The following is a 15,331-nucleotide window of genomic DNA, read 5'->3' as shown; positions in this document are numbered from 1 at the left end:
TGAATGGCCGGTGAAGGCGCAACGGTTGAAGATGAGCGGGAGCGGCGCCGGCTGGACATTGTTTCCAACGAGCGCCGCAAGCTCATGGCCAATGCGCTGGATCGGTTGTCTACGGCCTTTATTGCCCTCGGCGTTGTCGGTCAGGCATTGTCGTTGACGCCGGCGTCGGCGAATGTTTTCAGTATTGCCGCTATGGCGGGTTGGATCTTCAGTGCTGTTGCACTACATTTGACGGCGAGACGTGTGCTTGGAGGCCTAAGACTATGACCTCGCAAATATTCATCTGGTATGTATTTCCCTGGCTGGTTTCCGCCATATGTCTGTGCTGGTTGGCCTACGACCATTACAAACATCCGGGACGCTGAATTGCATGCAAGTAAAAGCCCGCGAAACTGGTGTTTCGCGGGCTTTTTGCTGTCAGGATTGTCTCAGGCTCAGACTTCGTCCTTGCGCGACAACAGAATGCAGGCAAGCGTGATGATGGCGGAGAGGCAGAGGTAATAACCGACGTAGCCCATGCCGTAATTCACCTGCAGCCATGTGGCGATATAGGGCGCCAGCGATGCGCCGAAGATGCCGGCCATGTTGAAGGTGATGGACGAGCCGGTGTAGCGCACGCGGGTCGGGAAGGGGGCGGCGAGCGCCGTTCCGATCAGGCCATAGGTCATGCCCATCAGCGTCATGGCCAGAGCTGCGAAGACGAAGATCGAACCTTCGCTGCCGGTCATCAGGCTGGGCAGCAGGAAGGAGAACAGGCCGATCAGCACTGTCGTCAGGATCAGGATTTCGCGACGGCCGAATTTCTCCGCGAGCTTGCCGGCGATCGGGATGAAGATGCCGAAAACTATGGAGCCGAGGATCTGCACTTCCAGCGCGTCGAGGAACGGGATTTTCAGAACCTTGACGTTGTAGGAGAGCAGATAGGCGGTGCCGATGTAGAACAGCACGAAGGTGGCCAGAGCCACGAAGGTGCCCAGCACGAGGCTGCGCTTGTGGTTGCGGAACAGTTCCGCGACCGGCACGGCCACACGTTCTTCCTTTTCAATGGCTTTCTGGAAGTCGGGCGTTTCGGTGATCGACAGGCGAACCCACATGCCGACTGCGATCAGGATGATCGAGGCGACGAAGGGAATGCGCCAGCCCCAGCTTAAGAGCGCTTCCTGCGACATGAAGTGCAGGAGAATCCAGAACACACCGGAGGAGAGGAACAGGCCGACGGGTGCGCCAAGCTGCGGGAACATGCCGTACCAGCTGCGCTTGCCCGGAGGTGCGTTTTCCGTGGCGAGCAGGACCGCGCCGCCCCATTCGCCGCCAAGGCCGAAGCCCTGGCCGAAACGGCAAAGCGCGAGCAGCAGCGGCGCAAGAACGCCGGCGGTTTCATAGGAGGGCAGGAGGCCGATCACGACCGTTGAAACACCCATGGTCAGAAGGGCGGCAACGAGAGTTGTCTTGCGGCCGACGCGGTCACCATAGTGGCCGAAGACGACAGCGCCGAGCGGGCGGGCGAAAAAGGCGATGGAGAAGGTGGCGAAGGACGCCAGAAGTGCCGTCATCGGATCGTTGTTCGGGAAGAACAATGCCGGGAACACGAGCACTGCGGCCGTGGCGTAAACGTAAAAATCGAAAAACTCGATGGTCGTGCCGACCAGGCTGGCAGTGAGAACTCGTGCAGGCGAATTTGTCTTTACAACGTTCGAATTGCCAGCTGTCGACGATACCGGAGATATCGCGTCAGTCATGGTTTGGGTTCCATTTCAGATGATTGGAATGTCATGCCTTGGGAGGCAGGGACTGCGTTAACGCAATTTTTGTTCTTATGGAATGCTAAAAAAGAAATAATGCAAATAATGTGATCTTTGAAAGCGACGGGTCTGATGGGCGGCCTCCGGATGCGATTCCGTGATTGAGAGACTGATTCAGGCCGCGGATTTAAAACGCTGAAACGTCAGATAATTTTCACTGGGGAAAAGCGCCGTTCGTTAACGTTTCGGCCTTGCTTTCAGCGGGGAGCGGCAGGCGCGCTGGCGGGGCTTTATTTCCGATCATTGAAAACCTGCATGTTGCAATCCATGCAACTCTCTGATTCCAAGGAGGGAATCCGGATCGATGCTGATTCTTTAATGGAACTCGGCATGTTGGGCGCGGTGGTTAACGAAAGTAAACGATTCATTAACCTTAATGGCGTTTAACTGATCTCAAGGGTCATGTGCCAGAATCACCGTCCGTCAAATTCGGTCGGTTTGGGCGTGGTTCGTAACGGAGAGTTGGTGTCAGAGGGTTCGATGGGCGGCAAGCACGTAGCTGTTCTTTTGGGTGGGTTTTCGTCGGAGCGGCCGGTCAGCCTCTCGTCGGGCAACGCTTGCGCGCTTGCGCTGGAAGGCGAGGGCTACAAGGTCACCCGGGTCGATGTAGGGCGCGATGTCGCTGCCGTTCTCGCGGAACTGCGCCCGGACGTTGCCTTCAATGCGCTGCATGGCCCCTTCGGTGAAGATGGCACCATTCAGGGCATTCTCGAATATCTGGCCATTCCCTATACCCATTCCGGCGTGCTGGCTTCCGCGCTCGCCATGGACAAGGCGCAGGCCAAGAAAGTTGCTGCCGCCGCCGGCATTCCGGTTGCTGCCGAGCGCGTCATGAACCGCTTCGATTTCACCAGCGAACACCCGCTCGCGCCACCCTATGTGGTGAAGCCGGTGCGTGAAGGTTCGAGCTTCGGCGTGGTGATCGTCAAGGAAGACCAGTCGCATCCGCCGCAAATCCTCACCTCTTCGGAATGGCGCTACGGCGATCAGGTCATGGTCGAACGTTATATCCATGGCCGCGAACTGACCTGCGGCGTGCTTGATGGCGAGGCGCTTGGCGTCACGGAAGTGGTGCCGCTCGGTCACAATTTTTATGATTATGATGCGAAATATGCGGCTGGTGGCTCGAAACATGTCATTCCCGCAGAAATTTCACCGAAAATTTACCAAAAAATTCAAACACTGGCGGTTATGGCGCATCGGGCGATCGGGTGCCGTGGCGTAAGCCGTTCAGACTTTCGTTACGACGACCGCTTCTCAGAAGATGGCGAAGTTATCTGGCTTGAAGTGAATACACAGCCGGGCATGACGCCGACCTCCCTGGTGCCGGAAATGGCGGCCCATGCTGGCCGCTCCTTTGGTAACCTTGTCAGCTGGATGGTGGAGGACGCTTCGTGTTTGCGGTGACCGGCAAAAAGTCGACGGCAAAAAAGCGCGAGCAATATGCGGCGGCGGCCAGTGCCGACGATCGCAGGGTGCTGCCGCGTCCGCTGCGTCGCTTCGTGCGTTTCGGTGTCAGCCTTGCGACCGGGCGCATTCACATTCCCGCCCATACGGGTACGATTTCGGCCATCGCTTTTTACGCGGTGACCGGGCTTTACGGCATGTCGCTCGGCGGACACACCAACATCGTCACCCAGACCACGACATCGGCTGCGGGCTTTGCGGTTGAAGACGTGAAGGTCTCCGGCAATCGCCAGACGTCGGAAATCGAAGTCTTCCAGCTTCTCGGCCTCGATGGCAGCACCTCGCTCATCGCGCTCGATATCGATGCGGCGCGCCGTAAGCTCGTGCAGCTTCCCTGGGTGGAAGATGTCGATATCCGCAAGGTCTATCCCAAGACCGTCGAGGTTCGCCTGAAGGAGCGTGAAGCCTTCGGCATCTGGCAGCACGGAACGGAACTGTCGCTGATCGAAAAAAGCGGCAGCGTGATTGCTCCGCTGCGTGACAATAAATTCGCCGAGTTGCCACTGTTTGTCGGACGTGATGCGGAAACCGGTGCTGCCGGTTTCGTCGGGCAGCTGGCCGACTGGCCGGAAATCCGCAACCGTGTCCGCGCTTATGTCCGCATTGCCGGCCGTCGCTGGGATCTGCATCTCGATAACGGCATCGTGGTCAAGCTGCCGGAAGAAAACTTGCCGCAGGCGCTGCAATTGCTGGCGCGGCTCGATCTCGAGGAAAAGGTTCTGTCGCGCGATGTCGCCGCGGTCGATCTCAGGCTCGCGGACCGCACCACGATCCAGCTGACCGAAGGGGCGACAGAGCGCCGTCAGGCCGCCGTCGATGCGCGCACCAAGGCTCTCAAGAAGGCGGAGAAGAACACATGAGCTTATTCGGTTCTTCCCATTTCGGCCTGCCTCGCCTGAAGCCGCTTTCCTCCAAGCGTAGCCACATTGTCTCGGTGCTGGATATCGGCTCGACCAAGGTCGTGTGCATGATCGGCCGGCTGACGCCGCGCCAGGAGAGCGAAATTCTGCCCGGTCGCACCCACAAGGTCGAAATCATCGGCATCGGCCATCAGCGTTCGCGCGGCGTGAAGTCAGGCGTGATCGCTGATCTCGACGCGCTGGAAGGCGTCATCCGTCTGTCTGTCGATGCGGCAGAGCGCATGGCGGGGCTTACCGTCGACAGCCTGATCGTCAATGTTTCCGCCGGACGGCTGGCGAGCGATATCTATACCGCGAGCATCGATCTCGGCGGACAGGAAGTGGAAGCAAGCGACCTGCGCAAGGTTCTGGTGGCTGCAAGCCAGCAGTCCATGCGCCAGGACCGGGCGATCCTGCATTCGCTGCCGACGGGCTATTCGCTGGATGGCGAGCGCGGCATCCGCGATCCGCTCTCCATGTATGGCGATCTTCTCGGTGTCGACATGCATGTGGTGACAGTTGAACGCACGGCGCTGAAGAACCTCGAGCTTTGCGTCAATCGCGCGCATCTTTCGGTCGAAGGCATGGTGGCGACGCCCTATGCCAGCGGTCTTGCGGCGCTGGTGGATGACGAAGTCGAACTCGGCTGTGCGGCCATCGACATGGGCGGCGGCACCACGACGATCTCGGTTTTCGCCGAAGGCCGGCTCATTCACACCGATGCGATCGGCCTTGGCGGCCATCACGTCACCACAGATCTTGCACGTGGCCTCTCGACACGAATCGAAGATGCGGAGAGACTGAAGGTGGTGCATGGTTCGGCTTTGCTGAATGGCGCGGATGAGCGCGACATGATTTCGATCCCGCCGATTGGCGAAGATGATCGCGATCAACCATCGCAAGTTTCAAGAGCACTTGTAACCCGCATCGTGCGGGCGCGTATCGAAGAGACGCTGGAATTGATCCGTGATCGCATCCAGAAGTCCGGCTTCAGCCCCATCGTCGGCAAGCGCGTTGTCCTGACCGGCGGCGCGAGCCAGCTGACGGGGCTGCCGGAAACGGCACGGCGCATTCTCGCCCGCAACGTTCGCATCGGTCGCCCCATGGGCGTGGCCGGTCTTCCGGTAGCGGCAAAGGGACCGGCATTTTCAACCGCCTGCGGACTGATGATCTATCCGCAGGTGGCGGACATCGAAATTCATGCGGCGCAAGGCGGAATGTTCTCGCCGTTTGGTACGGGTAGCGGCCGGATAGCCCGGGTGGGGCAATGGCTGAAAGAGAGTTTTTGAGTGGCCTCGTGGCGTAAGCCGGAGGTTTCAGAGTTGAGTTTTCAAGAATCGGCCAGCGGGGCGATGCGGCCAGAGAAAGAAGGAATGGTAAAATGACGATACAGCTGCAAAAGCCTGATATCACCGAGCTGAAGCCACGCATCACCGTTTTCGGTGTTGGTGGCGGTGGCGGTAACGCTGTCAACAACATGATCACGGCCGGCCTCCAGGGTGTCGACTTCGTCGTCGCCAACACGGATGCCCAGGCACTGACCATGACGAAGGCAGATCGGGTCATCCAGCTCGGCGTCAACGTCACCGAGGGTCTCGGCGCCGGTTCCCAGCCGGAAGTCGGCCGCGCCGCCGCTGAAGAATGCATCGATGAGATCATCGACCACCTGAACGGCACCCACATGTGCTTCGTCACCGCCGGCATGGGCGGCGGCACCGGCACCGGTGCTGCACCTGTCGTCGCACAGGCGGCCCGCAACAAGGGCATCCTGACGGTCGGCGTCGTCACCAAGCCTTTCCATTTCGAAGGCGGCCGCCGCATGCGTCTGGCCGAACAGGGCATCGAGGAACTGCAGAAGTCCGTCGATACGCTGATCGTCATTCCGAACCAGAACCTTTTCCGCATCGCCAATGACAAGACGACCTTTGCCGACGCCTTCGCCATGGCCGACCAGGTTCTCTATTCGGGCGTTGCCTGCATCACCGACCTGATGGTGAAGGAAGGTCTCATCAACCTCGACTTCGCCGACGTCCGCTCGGTCATGCGTGAAATGGGCCGCGCAATGATGGGCACCGGCGAGGCCTCGGGTCCGGGCCGTGCAATGCAGGCTGCGGAAGCGGCAATCGCCAACCCGCTGCTCGACGAAACCTCGATGAAGGGTGCACAGGGCCTGTTGATCTCCATCACCGGCGGTCGCGACCTTACCCTGTTCGAAGTCGACGAGGCTGCAACCCGCATCCGCGAAGAAGTCGATCCGGATGCCAACATCATCCTCGGCGCCACCTTCGATGAAGCTCTGGAAGGTCTCATCCGCGTGTCGGTCGTCGCCACCGGCATCGACCGCGTTGCGGGCATTGGCGAACAGAATGTTGCCGAAATGCGCGCTGCTGCCGCCAAGCCGCTTATCCGTCCTTCCGCGGCCGTTGCTTCTGCTCCGGCCGCAGTTCAGCCTGCCCAGTCAGTATCGCAGGCACCCAAGACCGTAGACCCGATCGCCCAGACCATCCGTTCGGCGGAAGCTGAAATGGAACGCGAACTCGGTTTCGCCGCACACCAGCAGCCGGCTCAGGACTTCCGTCCGCAGAGCAAGCTGTTCGCATCGTCCCCGGCTGAAGCGCCGGCTCTGCGTCCGGCCCAGCCGGTTCAGCAGGCCGCTCCGGCCCCGATTGCTCCGGCACCGGTCTACCACGCTCCGGAACAGGTTGCCGCCCCGGCTCCGCGCATGCAGCAGCCGCAGGCTCCTGTCTATCAGGAACAGGCGCCGGTTGCCCGCCAGCCCGAGCCGGTACGTATGCCGAAGGTTGAGGACTTCCCGCCGGTCGTGAAGGCCGAGATGGATCATCGTGATCGCGCTACTCCGGTTGCACAAGAAGAGCGTGGCCCGATGGGTCTTCTGAAGCGCATCACCAACTCGCTTGGCCGCCGCGAAGAGGAAGAAGTTCCCTCCGACATGATGGATGCGCCGAGCATGGCGCCGCAGCGCCGCGCGCCGCTTTCGCCGGAAGCCAGCCTCTACGCACCGCGTCGTGGCCAGCTTGACGACCACGGTCGCGCAACGCCCGCATCGTCCAGCCATCATGATGACGACCAGCTGGAAATTCCGGCCTTCCTGCGCCGCCAGTCCAACTAAAGGCGATTCCATCCGCCTCTCCAAACGCCCGGGTTTCACGACCCGGGCGTTTCGTTTATTTTGCGTGATTAACACTAAATTAATTTTCATTTTCAATGGTTTAGGCGTGTAACAATCCGAAACGAACAGTGATTTGTCGTGGCACCTACATGTGCGTATGTATGAGGCTGGGTAAAGGAAAATACGGACTTGGCCGGTCGCCAAAACCGGCTTTAAAACTTGAACGGCGCTTCACCAAACGGCGCGGTTTGCAAAACAAGGCATATACGCATGACTATCGGACTGCTCGGATTTCAGACAACTATCGCAAATGCTGTTCAGCTTAAAGGCATTGGCGTGCATTCCGGCAATCCGGTCTCTATGACGTTCCAGCCCGCAGAAGCTGGGACGGGCATCGTATTCCATCGCCTTCATGACAATGGCAACGTCACCGAGTTGAAGGCGGTTTCGGTCAATGTCGGCAATACCGACCTGTGCACCGTGCTCGGCCGTTCGCTGTCCCAGTCAGTGGCGACGATCGAGCACGTCATGGCCGCCATCTACGCCATGGGTCTCGACAATCTCGTCGTTGAGGTTGACGGTCCGGAAGCACCGATCATGGATGGCAGCTCTGCTCCTTTCATCGAAGCCATCGAATCGGTCGGCATCAAGACCCTCGGTGCGAAGCGCCGTTATATTCGCGTCACCAAGCCGGTGCGCATCGACTCGGGCGCGTCCTGGGCGGAATTCCGTCCCTATGACGGCACACGCTTTGAGGTCGACATCGATTTCGACACGCCGCTGATCGGCAAGCAGTCCTGGAAGGGTGACCTGACGGCTGAAACCTTCAAGAATGAATTGTCGCGCGCCCGTACCTTCGGTTTCATGCGTGACGTGGAGCGCCTGTGGGCTGCCGGTTACGCGCTCGGCTCCTCGCTTGAGAATTCGGTCGTCATTTCCGATGACAACAGCGTCATCAACATGGAAGGCCTGCGTTACGCCAAGGACGAATTCGTCCGTCACAAGACGCTGGACGCCGTGGGCGACCTGGCGCTTGCCGGCGCGCAGTTCATCGGCTGCTACCGTTCCTATCGCGGTGGGCACAAGGTCAATGCCAATGCGCTGAAGGCGCTGCTGAGCGACCGCACGGCTTACGAGATCGTCGAGGCACCGGCTGCTCGCAACCAGATGGTGCGCGCCCGTGAATTCGTACCGGTCAACATGCCGGAATTTGCGCCCTGGTCTGCTTAAGTTTGTTCGCAGGCTATCGATTGACAGAAAAGGCCGCTCCCTTTGGGGGCGGCTTTTTTATGGTGCAGGGCAAGATGTTTCGTCATATCGCCTGATATTCATGCGATTGCGCGCGCGGATGCCATAAAAATGCGTTAATGCGTCATCATTGCGTTGCCCTGCGGATGCTTTTATGGCTAGAAACGCCAGTGCAAAGCCGATGCTTATGTATTTGCGCGGGAAGTGGGAACTGTCGAATGAAGCATGTAGGGTCTGGTGCGATGAAGGGTACGATGCGGGGGATCGCCGTTTCGTTGTTGTTGGTCGGTGCAAGTGTTGCCGTCACGGCCTGCCAGTCCGATCCGGATATCGACATTACCAAGCTCGGCTTCGAGTCCGATCCGCCTGATGTTCTGTACAAGCAGGGGCTTGCCAACATGAACGCCGGCAACATGACGGAAGCCTCACGCAAGTTCGAGGCGATCGACAAGCAATATCCATTCACCGAATGGGGCCAGAAGGCGCTTGTCATGCAGACCTTCATTGCGACGCGCACCAACAAGAATGATGTGGCCATCACCAACGGCAGCCGCTTCCTGCGGCAATATCCGCGTTCCAAGGATGCCGCTTACGTTCAGTATATGATAGGCCTTGCCTATTCGAAGCAGATTTCCGACGTGACGCAGGACCAGCGCGCAGCCCAGCGCACGGTCGAGGCGATGAACAAGGTGGTCAACGACTATCCCGATTCGGAATATGTCGCCGATGCGCAGGCCAAGATCCGTTTCGCCCGCGACCAGCTCGCCGGCCGCGAAATGCAGGTCGGTCGTTATTACCTTGAGCGCAAGGAATATCTCGCCGCCGTTTCGCGTTTCCGAATCGTCGTCGAGCAGTACCAGAACACCAACCAGATCGAGGAAGCGCTGGCGCGTCTGACGGAGGCCTATTATGCGATGGGTCTTGCCGACGAGGCGCAAACTGCGGCCGCCGTTCTCGGCAACAACTATCCCGACAGCCAATGGTATGCGGATTCCTACAAGCTGCTGAAGGGTCAGGGGCTGGAGCCGCGTGAAAACAAGGGGTCCTGGATTTCGCGCGCCGGCAAGAAGCTTATCGGCGCCTGAGACGGGGCATAGGCCATGCTGGTCCAGCTCTCGATTCGCGATATCGTCCTGATTGAAAGGCTCGACCTCGGTTTTGAGGCGGGCCTTTCGGTGTTGACGGGTGAGACGGGCGCGGGCAAGTCCATTCTGCTCGACAGTCTCTCCCTTGCGCTGGGTGGCCGGGGTGATGGTGGCCTGGTGCGCCACGGCGAAGAGAAGGGGCAGGTTACCGCCGCTTTCGAAGTGCCGAACAATCATCCGACAAGGCTGCTGCTGCGCGAAAACGGTCTCGATGACGATGGCGATCTGATTTTCCGCCGGGTGCAATCCGCCGACGGCAGGACCAAGGCCTATATCAACGATCAGGCCATCAGCGTGCAGATGATGCGCCAGCTCGGGCAGTTGCTGGTGGAAATTCACGGCCAGCATGATGACCGCGCCCTTGTTGATACCGATGCCCACCGCACGCTGCTGGACGCCTTTGCCGGGCTTACCGATGAGGCCCGCGCCGTTCAGGGTTTCTACCGCACCTGGAAAGATGCCGAGCGTGCCCTGAAGACCCACCGCGCCAAGGTGGAGGCAGCAGCCCGCGAGGCGGATTACCTGCGCTCTTCCGTCGAGGAGCTGGAGACACTTTCGCCGCGTGACGGCGAAGAGGATGAACTGGCCGAGCGCCGTGCTGTGATGCAGAAATCCGAACGCATCGCCGGCGATATCGCTGAAGCCAGCGAGTTTCTGAACGGCAATGCTTCGCCCGTGCCTGTCATTGCATCCATGATGCGTCGGCTTGAGCGCAAGAGCCATGAAGCGCCGGGATTGCTGGAAGACACCGTGCAATTGCTGGATGCCGCGCTTGACAACCTTTCCAATGCGCAGATGGAAGTGGAGGCGGCGTTGCGCCGCACCGAGTTCGATCCGCGTGAGCTGGAGCGGGTGGAGGAGCGACTGTTCGCGCTGCGCGCCGCCGGCCGTAAATACAATGTCGCGGTGCCTGACCTGCCGGCTCTTGCCGAAAAAATGGTGGCTGATCTCGCTGATCTCGATGCCGGTGAAGAAAAGCTTGGCAAGCTGGAGGCCAATCTCGGCGTCGTCAAAGCTGATTTCGACCGTGCTGCCCAGTCACTTTCCGACAAACGCCGCCATGCGGCGGATGCACTTTCCGGTGCTGTGATGGCCGAGCTTCCGGCGCTGAAGCTGGAGCGGGCGCGGTTCACCGTCGAGGTAACCTCCGATACCGAGCAGGCGACGGGCGACGGCATCGACACGGTGGAATTCCACGTTCAGACCAATCCGGGCACACGGCCGGGGCCGATCATGAAAGTCGCCTCGGGCGGCGAATTGTCCCGCTTCCTCTTGGCGCTGAAAGTGGCGCTGGCGGATCGCGGTTCGGCACCGACCCTGGTGTTCGATGAAATCGATACGGGTGTTGGTGGTGCTGTTGCGGATGCTATCGGCCAGCGGTTACGTCGCTTGTCGAAGACCGTGCAGGTCCTGTCCGTTACCCATGCGCCGCAGGTGGCGGCGCGGGCGGCGACCCATCTTCTCATTTCCAAGGGCCCATCCGGCGATGGCAGCGAGCGCATCGCCACCCGCGTCGCTACCATGGAGCCGAAACACCGCACCGAAGAGATTGCCCGCATGCTTGCCGGCGCGTCGGTGACGGATGAGGCGAGGGCTGCGGCGGCCCGTCTGCTGGCAGCCAAGGACTGACTGCTGCCGATAGAGTTGCGCGAGCGGATTCGGCTTGTGAGTCCAACGGCAAAACTGTTTTTAATGTTTGTTATTTCGGCTAAAAGCGTTCGGTAATTCCGAAAAGAGGCCGTCATGTCGAAAGACCAGAAATCCGTCGAAAACCTCACCGAGCTTGAAGCCTCTTCGGAGCTGGCATTTCTGGCCGCTGAGCTTGCGCGCCACGATGCGCTTTACCACGGCAAGGATGCGCCGGAGATTTCGGACGCCGGCTATGATGCGCTGAAGCGGCGCAACGACGCCATCGAGGTGGCTTTTCCAGCGCTGGTGCGGGCCGACAGCCCGTCGAAAAAAGTCGGTTTCGCACCGCTTCCGACCTTTGCGCCCATCGTGCATGCCCGCCCGATGCTGTCGCTCGACAACACGTTTTCGGAAGGGGATCTGCGGGATTTCGTCAGTTCCGTCTATCGTTTCCTCGGGCATCTGCCTGACGATTCCATCGCATTTACCGCCGAGCCGAAGATCGACGGGCTTTCCATGTCGATCCGCTATGAGAAGGGTAAGCTGAAGACGGCGGCCACGCGCGGCGATGGCACGACCGGCGAGAACGTCACCGCCAATATCAGGACCATCAAGGAAATCCCGAACGAGCTGCCTGCCGATGCACCCGATGTGGTGGAAGTGCGTGGTGAGGTCTATATGGCCAAGAGCGACTTCATGGCGCTCAACGCCCAGATGGAGGCCGAAGGCAAGCAGACCTATGTGAACCCGCGCAACACGGCATCCGGTTCGCTGCGCCAACTCGACGCCAATGTGACGGCGAAACGCAAGCTGCGGTTCTTTGCCTACGCGTTAGGTGAAGTCTCTGACGGCGGCCAGCCTACGCGGATTGCCGATACGCAATATGGCATCGTCGAGAAATTCCGGAAGTGGGGATTTCCGGTCAATCCGCTGATGAAGCGATTCACCTCTGCCCAGCAATTGCTTGAGCATTATAATGAAATCGGCGTCGCGCGGCCTGATCTCGATTATGATATCGATGGTGTCGTCTACAAGGTCGACCGGCTCGATCTGCAGGAGCGGCTGGGCTTTCGTTCGCGCAGCCCGCGCTGGGCTACAGCGCACAAGTTTCCGGCCGAACAGGCTTTCACCACGGTCGAGAATATCGAAATCCAGGTGGGGCGTACCGGGGCGCTGACGCCGGTGGCGCGCCTGACCCCGATCACGGTCGGCGGCGTCGTCGTCACCAATGCGACGCTGCACAATGCCGATTACATCGAAGGCATTGGCAATAGTGGCGAGCGCATTCGCCCTGAGGATCATGACATTCGCATCGGCGATACTGTTATCGTGCAGCGTGCTGGCGATGTCATTCCGCAGGTGCTGGATGTTTTGCTGGAAAAACGCCCTGCCGAAGCGGTGAAATATGCGTTTCCGGAGAAATGTCCTGTTTGCGGCAGCCATGCGGTGCGGGAACGCAATGAAAAGACTGGCAAGCTCGATTCGGTCACGCGCTGCACCGGCGGTTTCGTCTGCCGGGCGCAGGCGGTGGAGCATCTGAAACATTTCGTTTCGCGTAATGCCTTCGATATTGAAGGGCTGGGCACCAAGCAGATCGATTTCTTTTTCGAAAGCGACGATCCAGCGCTTTCGATCAAAACCGCTCCGGATATTTTCACGCTGAAGGTGCGGCAGGAAGCCTCCCACCTGACCAAGCTCGAAAATATTGACGGTTTCGGCAAGGTCAGTGTCAAGAAGCTGTTTGATGCCATCGACGCCCGCCGCGAGATCGATCTGCATCGGCTGATCTTTGCGCTCGGCATCCGTCATGTCGGCGAGACCACGGCGAAACTTCTGGCGCGTTCCTATGGCACCTATCAACATTTCGAAGAGGCCATGAAGGCGGCAGCCGATCCGGCAAGCGATGCCTGGGCCGAACTCAACAGTATTGACGGCATCGGCGAGGTGGTGGCCCGCGCCATCATCGAGTTCTACAAGGAGCCACGCAATCTCGATGTTATAGACCGGCTGATACGGGAGCTGCAGCCGAAGGAGGCCGAAAAGCCGTCCACCGAAGGTAGCCCTGTGGCGGGCAAAACGGTGGTCTTCACCGGCTCGCTGGAGAAATTTACCCGGGACGAGGCCAAGGCCCGGGCGGAAAGCCTGGGCGCGAAAGTGGCCGGTTCCGTCTCGAAAAAGACGGATATTCTGGTGGCGGGGCCGGGGGCCGGCTCCAAGCTGGCCAAGGCGGCGGAGCTTGGCGTGCAGACCATGGACGAGGATGAGTGGCTGGCGCTGATTGGTGGCTGATATGCCGTCATTGCCGTGTTGTCCTGCACCGCTAGAGGTTTGCGCCTGAAACGGGGAACGCATCATGGATGACCGCATTGTCGTCACCACCCAGCAGGTTCGCATGCTGATTGCCCGCCAGTTTCCCCAATGGGCGGCCCTTGATGTTCGGCCGGTGGAACCAAGCGGCTGGGACAATCGCAGCTTCCGCCTTGGTGACGACATGCTGATCCGCATGCCAAGTGCTGAGCGCTATGTGGCGCAGGTGGAGAAGGAACATCGGTGGTTGCCGGCCCTTGCGCCCCTTCTGCCTGTTCCGATTCCAGCACCGTTAGCGCTTGGACAGCCGGGCGAGGATTATCCGTTCTGCTGGTCCATTTATCGCTGGCTAAAGGGTGAACCTCTCGCCCTCCAGCTCGACAGCATCGATCTTTCGGCGATCGCCAGTGATGTTGCGGCGTTTTTGAAAGCCCTGCATTCCATCAATGCTTCGGATGGCCCACCTGCGGGCACACATAATTTCCATCGCGGTGGATCGCTTGCGGTCTATGACGGGGAGGCGCGAGCCTCGGCGGCGCGCCTTTCCGATGAAGTCGATCAGGGACTGGCCATGGAGATATGGCAGCTTGCGCTTTCGAGCCGCTGGCGGGGGCAGGGCGTGTGGGTGCATGGCGACATTGCCGAGGGCAATCTGCTGGTGCAGGACGGGCGCCTTTCGGCCGTCATCGATTTCGGCAGTTCCGGCGTCGGCGATCCGTCGTCCGATCTCATTCTCGCGTGGAATGTGCTTGATGCGGAAAGCCGGGCTGTTTTTCGCCGGGCGCTGAATCTGGATGGGGCTACATGGCGGCGAGGGCGCGGCTGGGCATTATGGAAGGCGCTGATCGTGCTGGATGCCGAGCGCGGGCGCAACGAAAAAATGGCCGAATGGTCGCGGCGGACCATTCGGGAAATATTTGAAGATCATTCCTTGGCCGTCTGAACCACTACCGCAGACGCGCCATGCAATAGGCATCGATATATTCGCCGTCGCGGAAGGCGAAGGATTTCAGGTGGCCCTCGACCTCGAAGCCGAATTTGCGATAAAGCGCCAGCGCCGCTTCATTGTCGGTAAAAACGGTCAGTTCGATCCGTTTCAGGTCCAGCCAGCGATCTGCAATGGCGAGGATTTCGCCGATCATGGCGCTGCCAATTCCCCGTCCCTTATAGGCATCATGAACACCCATGCCGATGCTGCCCGCATGTGCCCGGCGGTTGGTGTGGCGCGTCAAGCCGATATCACCGACGATCTTGCCGTCAAGGATGGCGATCAGCGCAAAGCTGTTGGCTGACTGGGTTTCGATGCCCTTGCGAATATCTTCCGGATTCTGATGCGGCCAGCGCAGCGTTCCGTAGCGAAATCCGGCCATGTTGTGCAGTGCTGTTATCCCCGGCGCATCTGCCGGGGTGCGGGCGCGAATGCACAGGCCTTCGGGCCAACGCGCATCAGGGTCAAGGGGTGAGGGTATCTCGCATTCCGGCATGTCTGCTCTCCTTGGATATTCGGCCGAGGCAGAGCGGGAACACCAAACCCTGCCAATATGCGGCAGGGTGGTGGACGGATGACCAGCTGACTAACGCACTGACACCGCCACGCGCCCTGCGGGGCGAATGGTCACGGTGAGATGCATGTGGGTAGCAAAGCCGGTCATGGCGGCATAAGGCCAGAGGAGCCACTGGGCGTCAAGGCGGCACGGCAGGGTT

At 59.8% G+C, this 15,331-nt stretch carries 12 protein-coding genes; 10 read left to right on the top strand and 2 right to left on the bottom strand.

The features are described 5' to 3' along the window. The first annotated feature begins 3 nt into the window (after positions 1 to 3). Positions 4 to 267, top strand: a complete 264-nt coding sequence (locus AKG12_RS04760; RefSeq protein WP_052818009.1) for a hypothetical protein — start codon at positions 4 to 6, stop codon at positions 265 to 267. 167 nt (positions 268 to 434) lie between these two features. Here the strand turns inward: AKG12_RS04760 and AKG12_RS04755 are convergent, their stop codons facing one another. Next, positions 435 to 1,739 (bottom strand): MFS transporter, encoded by a 1,305-nt coding sequence (locus AKG12_RS04755; protein ID WP_052818008.1) that lies wholly within the window; start codon positions 1,737 to 1,739, stop codon positions 435 to 437. 543 nt (positions 1,740 to 2,282) lie between these two features. Here AKG12_RS04755 and AKG12_RS04750 point away from each other — a divergent pair. The 9 genes from AKG12_RS04750 to AKG12_RS04710 all read left to right on the top strand — a co-directional run bounded on the left by AKG12_RS04750 (position 2,283) and on the right by AKG12_RS04710 (position 14,570). After that, a complete protein-coding gene (locus tag AKG12_RS04750) occupies positions 2,283 to 3,209 on the top strand; it encodes a D-alanine--D-alanine ligase (RefSeq protein ID WP_046798069.1) in 927 nt (308 codons plus the stop codon). Further along, entirely contained in the window at positions 3,197 to 4,129 is a 933-nt protein-coding gene (locus AKG12_RS04745) for a cell division protein FtsQ/DivIB (RefSeq protein WP_052760216.1), read from the top strand. The genes AKG12_RS04750 and AKG12_RS04745 overlap by 13 nt, the downstream gene beginning before the upstream one ends. Next, positions 4,126 to 5,457: a cell division protein FtsA gene (ftsA, locus tag AKG12_RS04740; protein ID WP_003522206.1), complete on the top strand. Its 1,332-nt coding sequence runs from the start codon at positions 4,126 to 4,128 to the stop codon at positions 5,455 to 5,457. The genes AKG12_RS04745 and ftsA overlap by 4 nt, the downstream gene beginning before the upstream one ends. 92 nt (positions 5,458 to 5,549) lie before the next feature. Next, positions 5,550 to 7,298, top strand: coding sequence for a cell division protein FtsZ (gene ftsZ, locus AKG12_RS04735; RefSeq protein ID WP_052818007.1), 1,749 nt, complete (start codon positions 5,550 to 5,552; stop codon positions 7,296 to 7,298). A 270-nt stretch (positions 7,299 to 7,568) separates the two neighbouring features. Further along, entirely contained in the window at positions 7,569 to 8,528 is a 960-nt protein-coding gene (gene lpxC, locus AKG12_RS04730; RefSeq protein ID WP_052818006.1) for a UDP-3-O-acyl-N-acetylglucosamine deacetylase, read from the top strand. Positions 8,529 to 8,764: 236 nt separating this feature from the next. Then, positions 8,765 to 9,631, top strand: a complete 867-nt coding sequence (locus AKG12_RS04725; RefSeq protein ID WP_046798072.1) for an outer membrane protein assembly factor BamD — start codon at positions 8,765 to 8,767, stop codon at positions 9,629 to 9,631. A 15-nt stretch (positions 9,632 to 9,646) separates the two neighbouring features. Then, positions 9,647 to 11,320: a DNA repair protein RecN gene (gene recN, locus AKG12_RS04720; RefSeq protein WP_052818005.1), complete on the top strand. Its 1,674-nt coding sequence runs from the start codon at positions 9,647 to 9,649 to the stop codon at positions 11,318 to 11,320. A gap of 114 nt (positions 11,321 to 11,434) precedes the next feature. Continuing rightward, on the top strand, positions 11,435 to 13,609 hold the full coding sequence (ligA, locus tag AKG12_RS04715; protein ID WP_052818004.1) for an NAD-dependent DNA ligase LigA: 2,175 nt from the start codon (positions 11,435 to 11,437) through the stop codon (positions 13,607 to 13,609). A 64-nt stretch (positions 13,610 to 13,673) separates the two neighbouring features. Continuing rightward, on the top strand, positions 13,674 to 14,570 hold the full coding sequence (locus tag AKG12_RS04710; protein WP_052818003.1) for an aminoglycoside phosphotransferase family protein: 897 nt from the start codon (positions 13,674 to 13,676) through the stop codon (positions 14,568 to 14,570). Positions 14,571 to 14,574: 4 nt separating this feature from the next. Here the strand turns inward: AKG12_RS04710 and AKG12_RS04705 are convergent, their stop codons facing one another. Next, a complete protein-coding gene (locus tag AKG12_RS04705; RefSeq protein ID WP_052818002.1) occupies positions 14,575 to 15,111 on the bottom strand; it encodes a GNAT family N-acetyltransferase in 537 nt (178 codons plus the stop codon). Positions 15,112 to 15,331: the final 220 nt, after the last annotated feature.

The organism is Agrobacterium sp. SUL3 (assembly GCF_001263295.1).
Taxonomy (GTDB): domain Bacteria; phylum Pseudomonadota; class Alphaproteobacteria; order Rhizobiales; family Rhizobiaceae; genus Agrobacterium; species Agrobacterium tomkonis.
The sequence above is the reverse complement of the archived record's forward strand: the minus strand, read 5'-3'. Positions and strand labels throughout refer to the sequence as shown.